Annotated in this window: 11 protein-coding genes and 1 pseudogene; 8 read left to right on the top strand and 4 right to left on the bottom strand. The window is 57.7% G+C overall.

Annotated features, from left to right (window positions below; genetic code table 11):
• From ASC74_RS29890 to putA, 3 genes and pseudogenes are all read right to left on the bottom strand, one after another.
• Positions 1 to 135 (bottom strand): annotated as a pseudogene (locus tag ASC74_RS29890) (IS256 family transposase); the annotation flags it as partial.
• A gap of 164 nt (positions 136 to 299) precedes the next feature.
• Positions 300 to 2,102, bottom strand: coding sequence for an acyl-CoA dehydrogenase (locus tag ASC74_RS29885; protein WP_056746495.1), 1,803 nt, complete (start codon positions 2,100 to 2,102; stop codon positions 300 to 302).
• A 246-nt stretch (positions 2,103 to 2,348) separates the two neighbouring features.
• The gene (putA, locus tag ASC74_RS29880; RefSeq protein WP_056746493.1) at positions 2,349 to 6,302 is read right to left on the bottom strand and encodes a trifunctional transcriptional regulator/proline dehydrogenase/L-glutamate gamma-semialdehyde dehydrogenase; all 3,954 of its coding nucleotides are present in this window, start codon (positions 6,300 to 6,302) and stop codon (positions 2,349 to 2,351) included.
• 462 nt (positions 6,303 to 6,764) lie between these two features.
• Here putA and putP point away from each other — a divergent pair, with 462 nt between their 5' ends.
• The 8 genes from putP (at position 6,765) to ASC74_RS29835 (ending at position 19,261) form a co-directional block, all read left to right on the top strand.
• On the top strand, positions 6,765 to 8,249 hold the full coding sequence (gene putP, locus ASC74_RS29875; RefSeq protein WP_056746486.1) for a sodium/proline symporter PutP: 1,485 nt from the start codon (positions 6,765 to 6,767) through the stop codon (positions 8,247 to 8,249).
• A 364-nt stretch (positions 8,250 to 8,613) separates the two neighbouring features.
• Positions 8,614 to 10,632, top strand: a complete 2,019-nt coding sequence (locus tag ASC74_RS29870; protein ID WP_056746484.1) for a type VI secretion system Vgr family protein — start codon at positions 8,614 to 8,616, stop codon at positions 10,630 to 10,632.
• Positions 10,622 to 11,359: a DUF4123 domain-containing protein gene (locus ASC74_RS29865; protein WP_056746482.1), complete on the top strand. Its 738-nt coding sequence runs from the start codon at positions 10,622 to 10,624 to the stop codon at positions 11,357 to 11,359. Before ASC74_RS29870 ends, ASC74_RS29865 begins: the two co-directional genes overlap by 11 nt.
• A complete protein-coding gene (locus ASC74_RS29860) occupies positions 11,359 to 16,098 on the top strand; it encodes an RHS repeat-associated core domain-containing protein (RefSeq protein ID WP_056746480.1) in 4,740 nt (1,579 codons plus the stop codon). Before ASC74_RS29865 ends, ASC74_RS29860 begins: the two co-directional genes overlap by 1 nt.
• Positions 16,095 to 16,448, top strand: coding sequence for a hypothetical protein (locus ASC74_RS29855; RefSeq protein ID WP_056746478.1), 354 nt, complete (start codon positions 16,095 to 16,097; stop codon positions 16,446 to 16,448). Before ASC74_RS29860 ends, ASC74_RS29855 begins: the two co-directional genes overlap by 4 nt.
• Positions 16,449 to 16,844: 396 nt before the next feature.
• Positions 16,845 to 17,480, top strand: coding sequence for a hypothetical protein (locus ASC74_RS29850; protein WP_056746502.1), 636 nt, complete (start codon positions 16,845 to 16,847; stop codon positions 17,478 to 17,480).
• Positions 17,481 to 17,847: 367 nt separating this feature from the next.
• Positions 17,848 to 18,171, top strand: coding sequence for a hypothetical protein (locus ASC74_RS29840; protein ID WP_056746474.1), 324 nt, complete (start codon positions 17,848 to 17,850; stop codon positions 18,169 to 18,171).
• 253 nt (positions 18,172 to 18,424) lie between these two features.
• The gene (locus ASC74_RS29835) at positions 18,425 to 19,261 is read left to right on the top strand and encodes a 23S rRNA (adenine(2030)-N(6))-methyltransferase RlmJ (RefSeq protein ID WP_056746472.1); all 837 of its coding nucleotides are present in this window, start codon (positions 18,425 to 18,427) and stop codon (positions 19,259 to 19,261) included.
• 125 nt (positions 19,262 to 19,386) lie between these two features.
• Here the strand turns inward: ASC74_RS29835 and msrA are convergent, their stop codons facing one another.
• A complete protein-coding gene (msrA, locus tag ASC74_RS29830) occupies positions 19,387 to 20,034 on the bottom strand; it encodes a peptide-methionine (S)-S-oxide reductase MsrA (RefSeq protein ID WP_046045665.1) in 648 nt (215 codons plus the stop codon).
• Between the last annotated feature and the right edge of the window lie 149 nt (positions 20,035 to 20,183).

Below are 20,183 nucleotides of genomic sequence, written 5' to 3'. Positions count from 1 at the left end.
CTTCTTGAACGCCATCGAGGCATCCTGAATGGCTTCGGCACTCATCGGGCCGTTTACGAACTGATCAATCAGCTCTTTTGGAATGGCTGGAAGGTCTCGCGCGGCCCCACTGGCCGGTTTTTTCTTGGTCGGCATACATGCACCTCTGCAACATGTTATGCCCGAACACAAAATTTATGACACTCCCCCTTCGCGAGCAAGCCCGCTCCCACATTTGATCGCGTTGTTTGGTTCAACGCGAACTTCTGTGGGAGCGGGCTTGCTCGCGAATGGATGTCAGCAGCACCACAAGGCTCTAGTTAGAACCACTCATCCCGCATCCCAAGACACACATCATCCCGAGCCTCAAGAATCGCCAATTCATGGTGGCAACCCGGCACTTCCCATGTCAGAAAATACCGCGCCGCCTGCAACTTGCCTCTATAGAAGCTCACATCCGCCGCATTCCCTTTGGCCAGCCCTTCCTCCGCGCGAATCGCCTGCTCCAGCCAGCGCCAGCCAATCACCGTGTGCCCGAATACTTTCAGGTACAGCGCCGAGTTCGCCAGGCTGCTATTAACCTTGCCTTGCCCCAAATCCGTCAGCAAACCAATGGTCACGGTTTGCAGACGCGCCACCAATTTCTCCAGCGGCTCACGCAGCGCGGTCAACGATTCATACGCTTGAGCGCGCTCGGCGGTATCGGCAATCAGACGGATCAATTGCTTGAGCCCCGCGCCGCCGTTCTGCGCCAGTTTGCGGCCCAGCAAGTCCAGTGACTGAATACCGTGAGTCCCTTCATGAATCGGGTTCAAACGGTTGTCGCGGTAATACTGCTCCACCGGGTATTCGCGGGTGTAGCCGTGGCCGCCGAGTATCTGGATCGCCAGTTCGTTAGCCTTCAGGCAAAACTCCGACGGCCAGGATTTGACGATCGGTGTCAGCAAATCCAGCAGTTCGTGGGCTTGCTTTCGCTGCTCTTCAGTCTCCAGCGTCGTGGTGTCGTCAAACAGTCTCGCCGCGTACAACCCAAGGTCGAACGAACCTTCGACGTAGGCTTTCTGGGTCAGCAACATGCGTTTGACGTCGGCGTGCTGAATGATCGCCACCGGCGCGGTGTTCGGGTCCTTGCTGTCCGGCACGCGACCTTGCGGACGCTCGCGGGCGTACTCCAGGGAATACAAATACCCGGCGTAACCTAGCATCACCGCGCCCATGCCGACGCCGATCCGCGCCTCGTTCATCATCTGGAACATGTAGCTCAAGCCATGATGAGGCTTGCCCACGAGGTAGCCGACACACTCGCCGTTGTCGCCGAAGTTCAGCGCGGTGGAGGTGGTGCCGCGCCAGCCCATCTTGTGGAACAAGCCGGCCAGAAGCACGTCGTTACGTTTGCCCAGACTGCCGTCATCGTTGACCAGAAACTTGGGCACGATGAACAGCGAAATGCCCTTCACCCCGGCCGGTGCATCCGGCAACTTGGCCAGCACCATGTGCACGATGTTTTCCGACAGCGGGTGATCACCGCCGGAGATGAAGATCTTGTTGCCCTTGAGTCGATACGTGCCGTCAGACGCAGGCTCTGCGCGGGTACGAATATCCGACAGCGATGAGCCGGCATGCGGCTCGGTCAGCGCCATGGTGCCGAAGAAGCGACCGTCGATCATCGGTTGCAGGAAGCGCTGTTTCTGCTCCTCGGTGCCGAAACTTTCGATCAGGTTCGCCGCGCCCATGGTCAGGAACGGATAAGAGGTCGACGCCGCGTTGGCCGACTGAAAATGCGCAAAGCAGGCCTGGGACAACAGCGTAGGAAGTTGCATCCCACCCGCATCGAAACTGCGTGCGGCGTTGAGGAAACCGGCTTCGAGGAAGGCGTCCACCGCTGGTTTCACTTCCGGAATCAGAATCGCCTGACCGTTCTCGTAGCGCGGCTCGTTCTCGTCGCCCTTGCGGTTGTGTGGGGCGAAGAACTTCTCGGCGATGGTGCGGGCGGTGCCGATGGCGGCGTCGAAGGTCTCGCGGTTGTGCTCGGCGAAACGCTCACGCTGGGTCAGGCCCTCGGCATCAAGGACTTCATACAGCTCGAAAGCCAGATTGCGGGAACTGAGCAACGTCTCGGACATGGCGGCCTACCTTTTTTTGGAATGGACCGAGTCTAGGCGTGGGAAGGGCGGGGTGAACAGGATGATTGATGAGCGTGATGGTGGAGTCCGGGCACTGCTAATCAAATGTGGGAGCGGGCTTGCTCGCGAAGGCGGTGTAACAGTCAATGTTGATGTCGACTGACACTCCGCCTTCGCGAGCAAGCCCGCTCCCACAAGGGGATTGCAGACCGGGCGTCCATTGCGGATGCCCGGTCTTGTTGCGGTTTAGCCGATAGTCATCAGGCTCGCATTACCACCCGCCGCAGCAGTGTTAACGCTCAACGCCCGCTCGATCACCAGGCGCTCCAGCGCAATGTTGGTCTCGCCTTGCGACAAGCCATGAACCCCAACGATCGCACCGGCACGCTTGGCCACTTGCTGGCAGACCGCACGCAGCTGATCGGAATGGCCGTGATGCAGAACCGCATCAAACAGCACTTCGTCCTTGCTCCAGTCGGAAACCAGCTTGATCTTCGCCTGAATTTCCTTCGGTAGACGTGCGAACAACGCCTTGGTCAATTCAGCTTCCGGCCATACCGCCGAACCGCCGACGGCCAATACCGCCGCCAGTTGTGTCAGCAGATCGCCTTCGACTTCCGCCAGGCACAGCACGTGTTCGCGCGGCAGGATGGCGTAGCTGTTGCGCTCGCCGGTCGGGCCCGCCAGAAGACGGGTGATCCCGCTTTGCGATTGCGCCGCGAACTGCACGCACAGGGTGTTCAGGTCGGCAAACTTGTTGCTGTCAGCCCAGACTTGCAGGGCCTTCAGCGGTTTGCTCATGGCATCACGCAGACGAACGTCCGGGGCAGCGATGGCGTCACCGCGAGCGAAGGATTGTTCGATCGCATCGGTAGGACGTGTCGACAGCAGACGGTACAGGTACAACGGACCACCGGCCTTCGGACCGGTGCCCGACAGGCCTTCGCCACCGAACGGTTGTACACCCACAACAGCACCCACGATGTTGCGGTTCACATAGACGTTACCGGCGTTGACGTTGTCGATCACCTTGGCGATGGTCTCGTCGATGCGAGTGTGCACACCCAAGGTCAGGCCGTAACCGGAGGCGTTGATCTGACCGATCAGTTGATCGATGTCTTTGCGCTTGTAGCGAACCACGTGCAGTACCGGGCCGAAGATCTCCCGTTGCAGCTCGTCGAAGCTTTCCAGTTCGATCAGCGTCGGCATCACGAAGGTGCCGCGTTTGACTTCTTCGGTGTTGGCGATTGCCACCTGGTACACGCTGCGACCTTTGTCACGCATGCCCTGGATGTGCTTCTCGATGCCGGCCTTGGCTTCGGCGTCGATCACCGGGCCGATGTCCACGGACAGGCGCTCAGGGTTGCCGAGACGGCATTCAGCCATGGCGCCCTTGAGCATTTCGATGACACGGTCAGCGGAATCTTCCTGCAGGCACAGCACTCGCAGTGCCGAGCAGCGTTGACCGGCGCTGTCGAAAGCCGACGACACCACGTCGATCACAACTTGTTCGGTCAGTGCCGAAGAGTCGACGATCATCGCGTTCTGGCCACCGGTTTCGGCGATCAGCGGAATCGGGCGGCCTTGTGCATCCAGACGACCCGCGACGTTGCGTTGCAGCAAACGAGCGACTTCGGTGGACCCGGTGAACATCACGCCTTTGACCCGATCGTCGCCGACCAGACGCGCGCCAACGGTTTCGCCACGGCCCGGCAGCAATTGCAGCACGCCTTCCGGAATCCCGGCTTCGAGCAGCAAACGCACGGCTTGAGCCGCCACCAGCGGGGTTTGTTCCGCAGGTTTGGCCAAAACGGGGTTACCGGCAGCCAGGGCAGCAGCGACTTGACCACTGAAAATAGCCAGCGGGAAGTTCCACGGGCTGATGCAGACCACCGGACCCAATGGGCGGTGGGCGTCGTTGGTGAAATCGTTGCGCGCCTGCACCGCGTAATAACGCAGGAAGTCCACGGCTTCACGCACTTCGGCGATGGCGTTGGCGAAGGTCTTGCCGGCTTCGCGAGCCAGCAGGCCCATCAGCGGCTGGATTTCGCCTTCCATCAAATCGGCGGCACGTTCCAGAATCGCGGCGCGTTCGGCGGGCGGGGTGGCCTGCCAGATCGGCGCAGCGTTCAGGGCGCACTGGATCGCGTTGTCGACGTCTTCGACGGTCGCTTCCTGTACGTGGCCAACCACGTCACGCAGATCGGACGGGTTCAGGACTGGCGCAGGGGTTTCAGTGCTGGACGCGCAACCGAGCATCGGCGCCGCTTTCCAGTGGTTATGAGCGGTTGCCAGCAAAGCACAGGACAGCGAAGCCAGACGATGTTCGTTGGCCATGTCGATGCCGCTGGAGTTGGCGCGCTCGGCACCATAAAGATCACGCGGCAGCGGAATACGCGGGTGCGGCAGGCCGAAGCCGCCTTCCAGCGTCGCCATCCGCTCGATGCTGGCCACTGGATCGGCTACCAGCGCCTGAATCGAGATGGACTGATCGGCGATCTGATTGACGAACGAGGTGTTCGCACCGTTTTCCAGCAGACGACGTACCAGGTACGCCAACAGTGTTTCGTGAGTGCCGACCGGTGCGTACACGCGGCACGGACGGTTCAGCTTGCCTTCGGAAACTTTACCTACAACCTGTTCGTACAGCGGTTCGCCCATGCCGTGCAGGCATTGGAACTCGTACTGGCCGGGGTAATAGTTCTGACCCGCGATGTGGTAAATCGCCGACAGGGTGTGGGCGTTGTGCGTGGCGAACTGCGGGTAGATGACTTCCGGCACCGACAGCAGTTTGCGGGCGCAGGCGATGTAGGAAACGTCGGTGTACACCTTGCGGGTATAGACCGGATAGCCTTCCAGGCCTTCGACCTGGGCGCGCTTGATTTCGCTGTCCCAGTACGCGCCTTTCACCAGACGGATCATCAGGCGATGACGGCTGCGACGAGCCAGGTCAATCACGTAGTCGATCACATACGGGCAACGCTTTTGATAAGCCTGGATCACGAAACCGATGCCGTTCCAGCCGGTCAGTTGCGGCTCGAAGCACAGGCGCTCCAGCAGATCCAGCGACAGCTCGAGGCGGTCGGCTTCTTCGGCGTCGATGTTCAGGCCGATGTCGTATTGCTTGGCCAGCAAGGTCAGCGACAGCAGGCGCGGGTACAACTCGTCCATCACGCGCTCGTACTGGGCGCGGCTGTAACGCGGGTGCAATGCCGACAGCTTGATCGAAATGCCCGGACCTTCATAAATCCCACGACCGTGGGACGCTTTGCCGATCGAGTGGATGGCTTGTTCGTACGAGGCCAGGTACTTCTGGGCGTCGTGCTCGGTGAGTGCGGCTTCACCCAGCATGTCGTAGGAATAGCGGAAGCCTTTGGCTTCGAACTTGCTGGCGTTGGCCAGGGCTTCGGCGATGGTTTCGCCGGTCACGAACTGCTCGCCCATCAGGCGCATGGCCATGTCGACGCCCTTGCGGATCATCGGTTCGCCACTCTTGCCGATGATGCGGCTCAAGGACGACGTCAGGCCGGCTTCGTTGTGGGTGGCGACCAGTTTGCCGGTCAGCAGCAAGCCCCACGTAGCGGCGTTGACGAACAGCGACGGGCTGTTGCCCAAGTGCGGGTGCCAGTTGCCGGTGCTGATCTTGTCGCGGATCAGTGCGTCACGCGTGCCTTTGTCCGGGATACGCAGCAGCGCTTCGGCCAGGCACATCAGCGCCACGCCTTCCTGGGACGACAGGGAAAATTCCTGCAACAGGCCCTGAACAATCCCGGCACGGCCGCCGGCGCTCTTCTGATTGCGCAGTTTTTCGGCAATCGAGGCGGCGAGCTTGTTGGTGGCTTCGGCCATGGCGACCGGCAGGCGAGCCTGCTCGATCAGCATCGGTACCACTTCCGGCTCAGGGCGACGGTAAGCGGCGGTGATCGAAGCGCGCAGCACCGATTGCGGCAGGATGCTTTCAGCGAATTCCAGGAAGCACTGGTGCGCGTGGTCGGCATGGACCTCGCCGGCGTCGTCAGCGTCTTTGCTGATCAAACCGCTCAGCTCGGTCAGGGTTGCACCACCCTCGAGTTTTTCCAGGTAATTGAAAATTGCCTGCTTGATCAGCCAGTGCGGCGTGCGATCAATCGAGGTCGCGGCAGCCTTGAGGCGCTCGCGGGTCGGGTCGTCAAGTTTGACCCCTAGGGTGGTGGTCGCCATATTTTTATCCTCATGTTTGCCACGACCGCGTGGCATCAGCTGGCGGCAAGATTAGCCGTGCAACCGTCGAGGTGCAACCGGGTGCAACCCTTTTTTTGTCGGAATAATACGCAGCTCATCAGGAAATAAATTCCGGTACGAACGTACCGCCCCTGCTTGGTGCTTTTACTTCTAGTAAACCGAGAGGACTGCGCTAAAAGGGAGCAAAAACAGGGGTTTTCCAGGTAAATCCGACTAGGTGCAACTTATTCTCGCGAAACTGGTTGCACCTTATTTGCTTTGTTGAATAGCATTCGCGCCCAAGGTGCAACCGGTCAAAAAAGACAGGTGCACCGGCTGATGGCTTTCCTGGGGAAACATCAGTCATAAATGCGCGGGATCTCGAATCGTCTGTCAAACGTCATCGTTTGCGAGCGGTTCACCAGCCGCCGCTACATAAAAACAAAGCCAGGGCGACACTTAATGAGCGTAAGCAATCCAACCTTGATCACGTTCGTGATCTACATCGCAGCAATGGTGCTGATCGGCTTGATGGCCTATCGCTCCACCAACAACCTTTCTGACTACATTCTGGGCGGTCGCAGCCTGGGCAGCGTCGTGACTGCATTGTCCGCCGGCGCCTCTGACATGAGCGGCTGGTTGTTGATGGGCCTGCCGGGCGCCATCTACATGTCCGGTCTGTCCGAAAGCTGGATCGCCATCGGTCTGATCATCGGTGCTTACCTGAACTGGCTGTTCGTCGCCGGCCGTCTGCGTGTGCAGACCGAGCACAACGGTGATGCGCTGACCCTGCCGGATTACTTCGCCAGCCGTTTCGAAGACAAAAGCGGTCTGCTGCGGATCATCTCTGCGGTCGTGATTCTGGTGTTCTTCACCATCTACTGCGCTTCCGGCATCGTGGCCGGCGCCCGTCTGTTTGAAAGCACCTTCGGCATGTCCTACGAGACGGCGCTGTGGGCCGGCGCTGCGGCGACGATTGCCTACACCTTCGTCGGCGGTTTCCTGGCCGTGAGCTGGACTGACACCGTACAAGCCACGCTGATGATCTTCGCCCTGTTGCTGACGCCGATCATCGTGCTGCTGGCCACTGGCGGCATAGACACCACGTTCCTGGCCATCGAAGCACAAGATCCAAGCAACTTCGACATGCTGAAAAACACCACCTTCATCGGCATCATCTCGTTGATGGGCTGGGGCCTGGGCTACTTCGGCCAGCCGCACATCCTGGCGCGCTTCATGGCGGCGGATTCGGTCAAGTCGATCGCTAACGCTCGCCGCATCTCCATGACCTGGATGATCCTGTGCCTGGGCGGCACCGTGGCTGTCGGTTTCTTCGGTATTGCCTACTTCTCGGCAAACCCTGCCGTGGCCATGCCAGTGAGCGAAAACCACGAACGTGTGTTCATCGAACTGGCCAAGATCCTGTTCAACCCATGGGTTGCTGGCGTACTGCTGTCGGCCATTCTGGCTGCGGTCATGAGCACCCTGAGCTGCCAATTGCTGGTGTGCTCGAGTGCCCTGACCGAAGACTTCTACAAAACCTTCCTGCGTAAAACCGCTTCCCAGGTAGAACTGGTCTGGGTCGGTCGTGCCATGGTTTTGCTGGTTGCCCTGATTGCTATCGCATTGGCCGCTAACCCGGAAAACCGCGTTTTGGGTCTGGTCAGCTACGCCTGGGCCGGTTTCGGCGCTGCGTTCGGTCCGGTTGTCCTGATCTCCGTGATCTGGAAAGACATGACCCGCAACGGCGCACTGGCCGGCATCCTGGTCGGCGCGATCACCGTGATCGTCTGGAAGCATTTCGAACTGCTGGGCCTGTACGAAATCATCCCTGGTTTCATCTTCGCCAGCCTGGCGATCTACATTGTCAGCAAGCTGGGCGAGCCTACTAAAGGCATGCTTCAGCGCTTCGCCGCTGCCGAGGCAGATTTCCGTCTGAACAAGTGATCGGGATGAGCTGATGCTCTGACCTTTCGGCTACAACAAAACGGCCCGCTTCCTACTGGATGCGGGCCGTTTTTTTATGGCGCAGATCTTGTGGTATCGAAGTTCTAATGTGGGAGCGGGCTTGCTCGCGAATGCGGTGGGTCATTCGGCATTAATGTTGACTGACACACCGCATTCGCGAGCAAGCCCGCTCCCACATTTGTCCGGGGGTGCTTCTGACAGGAATGTCTGTAGCCAAAAAAACCGTTTTCTGAAGGGGGAATCTCCAGAATAAGTAGGACAAATCTGATTTCCCTGTCCCTCCATCAACACCCCTTGTCGCTCATGCAGAATCGCCCGCCTTCATTCTGCAGAGACACATCGGATGTTCGCTCCTGCCAATCAACCGCGTTTCACGTTGACGATCGACGGTGTCCAGAATGAGCTCAAGGTGCTTGAGTTCACGGGCACGGAAGCCATCAGCCAACCCTACCGTTTTGACCTGGAACTGGTCAGCGAACGGCCCGACATAGAGCTTGAAAGCCTGCTGCATCGTCAGGCGTTTCTGAGTTTTGATGCACAGGGTTCCGGCATTCATGGTCAGATATTTCGCGTCGGCCAAAGCGATTCCGGACAACGCCTGACGGGCTACCAAATCAGTCTCGTGCCGCGTCTGACCTACCTCGGCCAGCGCATCAATCAGCGAATCTTCCAGCACAAAAACGTACCGGCGATCATCACGCAGGTACTCAAAGACCACGGCATCCAGCGCGATGCCTTCGAGTTTCGTCTCGGAAGCGACTACCCAGCGCGCGAGTACTGCGTGCAATACGCCGAAAGCGATCTGGCGTTCATCCAGCGCCTGTGTGCCGAGATCGGCATTCACTACCACTTTCAGCACAGCCTCGACGGGCACCTGTTGGTGTTTGGTGATGACCAGACGGTTTTCCCTCGTCTGCCCGAGCCGACGCTCTACCTGCCGGGCAGCGGAATGGCGGCGGATGCGCCGGCCATCAAGCGTTTCAACGTGCGCCTGGAAACCCGGACGACAGCGGTAACCCGTCGCGACTACGACTTCAAAAAACCTCGCCTGCAACTTGAAAGCAGCCTCGACAGTGAACTGCGACCGGTGCTCGAGGATTACCACTTTCCTGGTCAATTCACCGATCGCGAACACGGTAAGGATCTGGCCCAGCGAGCACTCGAACGCCACAACGCCGACTTCCGTCAGGCCGAAGGTCGTGGCGACGAATCGGCTTTGGTCAGCGGGCATTTCCTACACCTGGCCGAACACCCGCGTCAGGCATGGAATGACCTGTGGTTGATCACCGAAATTGAACACCGTGGCCGCCAGCCGCAAGTGCTGGAAGAGTCGGTTACCAGCGACGGCCCGGATGATTTTCAGGGCTATCGCAATACCTTTCTGGCAACACCGTGGGACGTTTCGTTTCGCCCTCCACTCGGGCCGGAAAAACCACGCATGCTCGGCTATCAACCCGCCGTGGTCACCGGCCCCACCGACAGTGAAATCCATTGCGACGAGTTCGGTCGGGTCAAGGTTCAGCTGGCTTGGGACCGTGACGGTCAGCTCGATGAACACTCCAGTTGCTGGCTGCGCGTCGCCACCGGCTGGGCGCACGACCGTTATGGCAGCGTGATGATCCCGCGAGTCGGCATGGAAGTGCTGGTGGGATTCGTCGACGCCGATGCCGACAAACCGCTGGTGATGGGTTGCCTGCCAAACGCGGCAACTCCGGTGCCGCTTGATCTACCCGCCGACAAAACCCGCAGCATTTTCCGCAGCCAGAGCAGTCCCGGTGGTGGCGGTTACAACGAATTACGCATCGAGGATCGCAAAGGCGCCGAGGAAATTTACCTGCGCGCCCAGCGAAACTGGACGCAGCACGTGTTGAATGATCAACAGGTGCAGGTCGATAACGCCCGTAGCATCGTTGTCACCGGCACCGCTCGCCATGAGTTGAAGGCCGACGAGCAACGCATCACCCATGGCCAGCGCCAGACCGAAGTGAAGCTGGATGATCACCTGGTGGTGGTCGGTGATCGACACATTCGCGTGACCAGCCAGGCGCTGAATGCCAGTCAGCAATTCCATGTCAGCGCCGCTCAGCAAGTGGTGATCGACGGTGGGGCCAGCGCGACCATTCAGGCGGGCGGGCAGTGGATCAACATTGGGCCGGGCGGGATCTTCAGCAGCGTACCGATTCAGGTGGGTGGCGCGTTGATGCCGGCCATGGCCGCCGCGCCGAGCTTGCCGGATGTTCCGTTGAAACTCGCAGCCGCCCCGGCGGCGCTGCTCAGTGCAGCACAAATACTCAGCCTGCAAAGCGACGCGCCATTCTGCGAAGAATGCGAGCGCTGCAAGGGCGGTGTTTGTGCCGCCTGATGCCTTGTCACCTCACGACTGGCTGGAGCACCAGCCGCTGCAACCGTCGGAGCAACTGTTCGCGATTTTCAGCAGTGCCAGCGCTGCTGAACCGTTCAAAGCCTGGCAGCGTTCGATCGCTGCTCAAGCGCCGAACCCGATCTGGGCCGACACCGTGTATGCCGAGTGGGAAGCGGTGATGCCCTATGTCGGAATCGTCGCTTCTGGCAGTGAGTTTCTGGAGTGGGTTGCTACCACCGAGTCTCGCGACTGGGGGTGGTTGGCGGTTTCTTCTGTCTCTCAAGAAGCGCTGGTCGAGCATTTGCGCAGCCTCACTCAAGTTCTTTTGCCAAACGGCAACGCGGTGTTTTTTCGTTTCTGGGATGGGCGCTATTTGCTGTCGATTCTGCAGTCTGCCGACGTTAACGCCACGCAGTTAATGCCTGTCATCGACCGTTGTTTGATCAATGGGCGACAGCTTGATATCGGCGGCAGTGCATTGAAAACCTCCAGTGTTTTTCCGTGGTGGGAAGTTTCTGAATCGCTGCTCAATCACCTCTCCACCGAGTCTGCCACAACCCGCATCAACAACTTGATGAAGTGGCTGAGCGAGGACCGCCCAGACCTTTACGAAGCGTTCTCCGAAAGCGTGTTGCGGCACAAAGTCGCGAGCTTTCTTGAGACGTCCGACCTGCCTCAAGCACCAAAATCAGCCTTGGTGGATTACCTGATAACGGAGCTGCCCTGATGGATCAGATCGTACGGATCGAGCAGGAGCTCGACGGTTTCAAAGACACCTTGAGTTTGTATCGCCATCAACTTGGCAGCTTCTTGAGCAGAAATGCGGACAGGGTCAGTCGAGCCACGGATATGCCGTCGCTGATGGACATGGAACGGAAGATCAAGCTGGGAAATACCAGCAAGTCGGTCAGTAGTCGCGATGACGATTTTTTTTCCAGCGTTGCGCAATGTCCGAAGAGCGGAATTCTGGAGATCGAGAGCAAATTCGAATCGGTTTATGACATTCCGTTGGGGAATATTCAGGTCGACGTGATTGCCATTGATGGCGGTAAGTCGACACCTGTGACGCTCGATGAAAACGGTAAAGGACAGTTCGAAGGCACACCCGGCAAGTTCTACCGCGTGCATGTCCAGAGTCAAGTGACCCCGGATCAAATCAATGATCTTTTTTCCTCTTACGATGGCCTGACCAAAGAGTTGGAAGGCTGGCTGCGCAAAGAGTGGGAAGGATTTAAACCGCAGTGGTCGCAGCAATCGGCATCAGCTTCACTGGCCGCGGTGGGTAATGGAATGCTCGCGGGGAGTTGGGCGGCGGTCGAGGCTGTTTGGGATGGTATCGGTGAACTTACCGACATCCTGAAAGACCCCAACGCTTTTGCCGAGAAGCTTGGCGAAAGTGCTGGGCAACTTGCCGGTCTGGCCGCAACCGCCCCCGACCTGATGGAAAAAGCCATGTTGCTGGCCAGCGACGAGGCGGCGCTGTGTTTGTTGATGCGCACCGCAGTGCTATGGCTTGAAGCATTGCCGCCTTCGCAACTTGCCGGGTCCTCGGCGGAAGCCATTTCTAAGGTCGTGGTTGGCTTGGTCATCGACTTGTTGATTGGCCTGGTGTTGAGCGTGGTCGGGGTTGGTATTGCCTGGCTTACGGTGCGCTTGATGAAGTACAGCGCGCAGATTTATGAGGCTGCCATGGGCTTTGTGAAGTCGATGGTCACGATCATCAACAACTTCATGGCTTACGTTGATCGCTATAAAACAGTTGCCGCACGGGGTGTGGCGGCGGGGCTCAAACAAGGTCGGATGCAGCTACGCTGGAATGGCCGCAAGAACACCACGCTGAAAAAAGACGAGCACCACGACGACGCCTCAACGCAGGCGAAAAACCCTAATGGCGACAGCGCCGATTCCGTTGATAAAACTGCGACCAATAAATGCCCGGTGTCGATGGTCACCGGCGAAGAACTGCTGACTCTCACCGACGGCTCGCTGGACGGCATCCTGCCGTTCGACTTCACCCGGCTCTATCGCACCAGCGCCGCAGAGATCGATATCGGCCTCGGTTTCGGCTGGAGTCACAGCCTCGCCCATCGACTGGAAATCGATGGCGAAAACGTCATCTGGATCGACCACGAAAACCGTCGCACCACTTTCCCACTGCCAAACACTGAACGCCCGACGATCCACAACAGCCTCTCGCGGGCGGCGATTTATCTCGGCGCTGAACCCGAAGAATTGATCCTCGTTCAGGCCGGCGACGACACGCGTTTCTATCACTTCCACAACGGTCGACTGACAACCATCAGCGACGCTTACGACAACCGCCTGCGCATCACCCGCGATCGCCAGGACCGAATCAAACGCCTCGACAATGGCGCCGGCCGGGCCTTGCGATTGCACTATGACCGCAGCCATTTAGTCGCCGTCGACTATCAGGTTTTTGTCCCGGCCCAGACCCTCGATGAGGCTTGGCACACCGAGCAGACACTGGTCAGTTACAGCTACGACGAACGCGATCAACTGATCGAAGCCACCAACGCCGCCGGCGAAAGCGAACGCTACGACTACGACGATCAGCACGTCATCCTGCAGCGGCAGTTGGCCGGTGGGGCGAGTTTCTTCTGGGAGTGGGAGCGGTCCGGCAAGGCGGCCCGCTGCATCCGCCACTGGGCGTCGTTTGCGCAGATGGACGCGCGCTATGTCTGGGACGACGAGGGCAGTGTCACCGTCCAGAACATTGATGGCAGCGAAGAGATTTACGTCCATGACGACCGGGCGCGACTGGTGCGCAAGGTCGAGCTGGACGGTGGCGAACACCTAAAGGTCTACGACGACAAAGGTCGGCTGATTGCCGAGCAGGATCCGCTCGGCGCCGTCACCGAATACCGTTACGACGAAGTCGGACGGCTGGTTGCGCTGATTCCGCCGGAAGACGAGCCGACGGCCTACGAGTATCGCCACGGTTTCCTGCATGCGCGTTATCGCGGCAAAGCGGTGTGGAAATATCTGCGCAATGCTCAGGGCGACATCACCGAAGCGACCGACCCTGACGGTCATGTCACTCATTATCACTACGACGAAAAAGGTCAGCTGCTGTCGATCCGTTACCCGGACACCAGCCGGCATGTCTTCGTCTGGAATGGCTTGGGGCAGTTGATTGAGGAAACGCTGCCGGATGGTGGTGTGCGGCGGTTTTCCTACGATGCGTTGGGGCGGCAGATTACCCGTCAGGACGAACACGGTGGCGTTACCCAGTACCAATGGGATGCCGTTGGACGACTGATCCAGACGACGCTTCCTACCGGTGCCAGCCGCGCGTTCAGCTACAACGCCTACGGCAAGATCACCGCCGAGCGCGATGAACTGGGTCGCGTCACCCGTTACGAATACATCGACGACCTGCACCTGGTCAGCCGCCGCATCAATGCCGACGGCACCCAACTGAAGTACCGCTACGACAACGCGCAGTTGTTGCTCACGGAAATCGAAAACGAATCCGGCGAAAAATATCAGCTGGACTACACGCCCAACGGCTTGATCCGACAGGAAACCGGATTCGACGGCCAGCGCACGGCGTACGCCTACGACCTCAATGGCCAGCTGCTGGAGAAAACCGAGTTCGGTGAGGACGGCTCGAGACTTATTACAGCTTATGAGCGGGATTCGGCCGGACGCCTGCTGGTCAAGACCCTGCCCGACGGCATCCAGGTTCAATACCGCTACGACCGCCTCGGCCGGTTGGTCAGCGTCGATGACGGTCACGACCATCCGCTGGAGTTTGAGTACGACCAGCAAGACCGGCTGATCACCGAACACCAGGGCTGGGGCACCCTGCGTTATGGCTATGACGCCTGCGGCCAGCTGAACCGCCTGCGTCTGCCGGACGGCAGCAAACTCGATTACCACCACGCCAAGGGCGGCGCGCTGACGGCCATCGACCTCAATGGCGCGCGACTCACCACTCATCAATTCGCCTTCGGTCGCGAGCAGCAACGCCAGCAGGGGCAGTTACTCAGCGAATATGCCTACGACGATCAGGGCCGATTGAAGGCCCACGCTGTCAGTCAACAGCACCAAACACTGTATCGCCGCGACTATGCCTACAGCACCAACGGCAATCTCGACAGCATCGCCGACACCCGTCACGGCCAACGCAATTACCAATACGACCCGCTCAACCGCCTGACCCGCGTCCGCCACACCCGCGACGACCCACCGGAAAGCTTCGCCCACGACCCCGCCGGCAACCTGCTGATGCAGGACCGTCCCGGCGCCGCGAAGGTGCTGGGTAATCGTCTGCTCATGCAAGGCGATCGCCATTACGACTACCTGATCACCGAGTACCGCTACGACTGCCAACATCGGCTGATCGGCGCCACCCTGCCCAACGGCAGCCAGGCGACCTACCGCTACGACGCCTTCGGCCGTCGCATCAGCAAAACCGTCGACGGCAACACCACCGAGTTCTTCTGGCAAGGCAACCACCTCATCGCCGAAAGCAGCCGCGAGCACTACCGCAGCTACCTCTACGAACCGGGCAGCTTCCGCCCACTGGCCATGCTCGACGGCAAAGGCCCGCGCAAAGCCTGCCCGTTCTACTACCAACTCGACCACCTGGGTACGCCGCAGGAACTGACCGATTTTGGTGGCGAGATTGTCTGGTCGGCGAAGTACAACGCCTACGGCAAAGTCACTCGTCTGGCGTTCGGTGGGGGAGAACAGCTCGATCAGCCGTTACGGTTTCAGGGGCAGTACTTCGACGCCGAGAGTGGCCTGCACTACAACCGGCATCGGTACTATGATCCGGAGGTTGGTCGGTACCTGACACCGGATCCGGTCAAGCTAGCGGGCGGGTTGAACCAGTACCAGTACACGCCGAATCCGACGGGGTGGGTTGATCCGTTGGGGTTGAGCGGGAACTGTCCGCCACCGAATAAGCCTGGGTGTGGGGCGCCGGATGATACGACTGGCGCTAGGGTTGATGAGGGTGAGCCGCCGCTGCCGAAGCTGACGGGTGAGCAGCGGAGGGCGCGGATTGATGAGTTGGCTGAGGCGAATGCATATCGACGTTTAGATGAGATGGAGAGGGCCACTCCAGGTGCTCATTTTCTAGAAAAGCATGGGAAGCAGACTAGCTTGAACTCTCAACGTGAGCGGGCAATGACGGGAAGGAACCCAACAACCGGAGTAATTGAAAGGTACACATCAGGAAAGAAGGCAGGTCAACCAAAAATTCCTAGCGCAGCAACACGTTTTATAAGCTATAGGGATCAACTGAACGCTATTCACCGAGCTCAGCTAATATTCAGAACAAATGGGCATGCAGCGTCGAAAGAGCCAATGAATATGGGTAAGCAAATTGGTGAAGGATATAAGCGTGGTGGTTTAGTGTACGGCAAGCAGAAGAATGCAGTCGCCATTCTAGATAATACTGGTGCTCCGATAACAACTTATGCGGATTTTGAATGAAACGTCTTCCTAAGCTTTCGATTTTGCGAGGTCTACTTTTTTTATTCGATATTGACAATGTTGATAGCGATGAAAGAGAGAGGATCATAGTTTCTAAAAATGTGAATGATGAGATCGAGCTTGCAGAGTTGTTCGATATACTTATGAAGCCGGAGTTTGCCTCTTATAGTGACAGTGATCGCCAATGGTATATCGATACATTGATTCACTATTTGGAGGTGGATGAAAATTTTGACTCTGTTTTTGACAAAATAACAACCTATTTTGATGATGAGGTTGAGGATCGACGTAGGTTTATGAGAGTTCTTTTGGAATGTTTGCTGAGATATCAGGTTGATGATAATAAATAAATCTGTCCCATTTTCTGCGGCAGAGGAGCCAATCACTACACTGATAGAAATGAAAGATGACGGATTTTCATCCGCGCTTTATGGGTATTTGGATGGGGGCGTGTTCCGATCTTTTGTGGATTTTTCGGATCAGGAAATTCACTACGACTATCCTCGTCCGAACGAGCGATTCGTAAAAGTTAAGGTAGATCGAATAGACGTTTCTTTCTGACGGAGGTTGCGGGGTTACGGACATAGAATAAATAAATCTGTCCCCTTTCACTTCGGTCGTTTGCGCCGCTATCAATTGCTTGAGGAGTAGTGGTTTTTTTAAGATGTCAATTTTTGTACGTTTTGCTTTGAGAGTGTCGAAAATGAAGAAGCTATTGTCCTGAATGAGAAAAGGTAAAACTTTTGGTGTTGAAAGTAAATGAAGAAGAAAAAAGTAAATCGCTGCTTGATCAGATGGATGACGCTGGCTGCGTTTTCAACTTTGTCGTGCTTCGTCCTGAGACAAATGTGACAGTCGACGAATCAACTCATCGGCAAGCCTTGATCGGGCTTCACGAAAAGCTCATGAAAGACTCGTGGGAGTGGCATAACGATTTAATAAAGAATCCGGAGTATATAAATCCCGGAAATCCAGCGATCAGCTGGGAGCTAGACAAGGCTGTAGCTACTGTTTTGAGTCGGGAAGAAATACATAATATTATTTTGATTGAAGATTATGAGCGAGGACCACTGGCGTTTTATGGTTCCTTTCGTGAGCCACCTTATGGAACTGAATTCAAAGGAGGAGAGCCTGAAGCACAGGCACTATTCCATGAGTGGTGCCAGACTCTCGGCCTAGAAGAACAGGATGATGTTGTAGTAATAAATTGGGTTAAGGGATTTAAGCTGGAATGGCTCGATAACGATGATGCAATTCCAGGGCGCGAATCGTGGAGTGATTACTTTAACGAAGGCCTGGAATGGTGGGGTGTGTGGTGTTTGACTATCTGGAATCCTAAACGTCGGATCCTCAGTGCATTGATTGCCAGTACAACGGACTGAGTAGGCGGTGTTTAAAATTGTCGTGATTATTGCGAATTTTCTGGGCAAGGTCGTCGGAGGTTTCCTTCAAGACGTATCGATTTCCATGAACTGGTGCGAAGTGAACTCCATGGATAGTCTTTGGCTGTCACTGCAAAAGCAGTGGCAGGGTGTAGGAACCCTGAACTCCAATGTGCATCATCGCTGTCGTTTGATTGCGGCACTTATTTAGTGCCCGTAACATCGTTCGCGGCGGCTGTGCGCGGGACACGCTTCGGCGTGGCTGAGTTGGAGTGTCTCAGTTTCCTACTCCCGTGCACGGCTGCCACCCAAGCCCGTAGGAAAGGCCGTTGGTAGCTTTAAATACATACTCCAAGGTCTTAAAAAAATGAAAACACTTCACCCCGATCCACCCTACATAAAACCTGTCCCTCACCCCGAAAACCGCTTCATGGCGCTCACCAGCAATTGCGACGACATGCCAACCCTGTTCGTCGACACCCAAGCGCCGCTGGATGTTTTGTATGACGCTGCCAACTACCGAATTCGCGCCGTCACCCAAGTGATGGAGAACTTGTCCATGCGCGGTTCGATCGAGTGTCAGTCCTTCATTCTTAGTGATTTTGCTTTGCTCTGTGCCATTCCGTTGCGGGATGGGTGTGATGTGCTGGATGTGTTAGGGCGACGATTGAAGGCTCGGTCTTCGGAGTAGCGCCGGGCGGCTTTTGTGGCGAGGGAGCTTGCTCCCGCTCGGCTGCGCAGCAGTCGTAAACCGGGCAGTGCGGTGTGACAGGCATAACCGGATTGTAGGTTTTGGGGCTGCTTCGCAGCCCAACGGGGGCAAGCCCCCTCGCCACAGGGTTTGTGTGATGCCCGAAATAGGGGCTGGGATAGCCCGCTCGGCTGTGAGGTCCTGACGTTCGCCTCGGTACAAGGTAAACTTCCCGCCCTTCGCAGGAGCAATCATGAATTATCGTCACGCCTTCCATGCCGGCAATCACGCCGATGTGTTCAAACACCTGACTTTGACCCGCATCATCGCTTTGATGGCGCGCAAGGAGCAGCCGTTTGCCTATCTCGACACTCACGCCGGCATTGGTCTGTATGACCTGCAGGGTGACCAGGCGAGCCGTACCGGTGAGTACCTGGAAGGTATTGCGCGTTTGTGGGATCAGCCGGATCTGCCGGCGTTGACCGCGGATTACATGAAGGTGCTGCACGACATGAACCCGGATGGCCAGTTGCGCTATTACCCGGGGTCGCCGGAGTTGGCGCGGCGTCTGACGCGGCCGCAGGATCGGGTGATGCTCAACGAGAAGCATCCGGAAGACGGTTTGCTGCTCAAGGACAACATGGCCGGCGACCGTCGGGTGAAGGTGCATCTGGGCGAAGGCTGGCATGTGCCGCGTGCGATGTTGCCGGTGCAGGAGAAGCGGGCGGTGATGTTGATTGATCCGCCGTTCGAGCAGCTGGATGAGATGCAGCGCTGTGCGGCGTCTTTGAAAGAAGCGATTGGCCGGATGCGTCAGACCGTGGCGGCGATTTGGTACCCGGTGAAGGACCAGCGCATGTTGCGTCGTTTTTATCAGGACCTGGCGGGCACGGGCGCACCGAAGTTGTTGCGCGTCGAGTTGCTGGTGCATCCGCTGGATACGCCGAACAGTCTGAATGGCTCGGGGTTGGCGATTGCGAATCCGCCGTGGGGGCTGGAAGAGGAATTGCGTGAGTTGCTGCCGTGGTTGTCCAAGAAGTTGGGGCAGACCCAGGGTGGGTGGCAGATGGATTGGTTGATTGCCGAATAGGGTAAATCGACAAGCAAGATCAAAAGATCGCAGCCTCGTTTCACTCGACAGCTCCTACAAGGGAATGCGTAACCCGGTAGGAGCTGTCGAGTGAAACGAGGCTGCGATCTTTTGCTTTTTGGGATTTAGATCGGGCAAGTCACGCCTGTACCGCCAATCCCGCAATACCCTTCAGGGTTTTTGGCCAGGTATTGCTGGTGATAAGCCTCGGCAAAGTAGACCGTCGGGGCTTCGTCGATTTCAGTGGTGATCGTGCCTTTCCCAGCCTTGGTCAACTCAGCCTGGAACACTTGCTCGCTGTGCTTGGCGGCTGCCAACTGAGTCGGGTTGGTGGCGTAGATCACCGAGCGGTACTGCGTGCCGATGTCATTGCCCTGACGCATGCCCTGAGTCGGGTTGTGCAATTCCCAGAACATCTTCAGCAGCTCTTCGTAGCTGACTTTTGCCGGCTCGTAGACCACCAGTACCACTTCGCTGTGGCCGGTCAGGCCCGAGCAGACTTCTTCATACGTCGGGTTCGGCGTAAAGCCGCCGGCGTAACCCACCGCCGTACTGACCACGCCTTCGCGCTGCCAGAACTTGCGCTCTGCGCCCCAGAAGCAGCCGAGGCCGAAGATCGCGAAATCCACGTCCATCGCGAACGGGCCCAGCAGCGGGGCGTCGTGGACGAAGTGTTTTTCCGGCACGGTCATTGGGGTTTCACGGCCAGGCAGAGCTTGTTCTTTAGTCGGGAGCACGTTTTTGTTCACCAGAATTTCCGAGCGCAAGACCATGATCAGTCCTCTCAGTCAGGTTTGGATGTAGAAAGTCAGACCGCCAGTTTGCCCAATGATGCCAAGTTAATCACTACCCCTGTGGGAGCGGGCTTGCTCGCGAAGGCGGTGTGTCAGGCAACAATGATGTCGACTGTCACGCCGCTTTC

The organism is Pseudomonas sp. Root329, from assembly GCF_001424925.1.
Lineage (GTDB): Bacteria > Pseudomonadota > Gammaproteobacteria > Pseudomonadales > Pseudomonadaceae > Aquipseudomonas > Aquipseudomonas arabinosi.
This window is presented reverse-complemented; position numbering and strand designations above follow the sequence as displayed.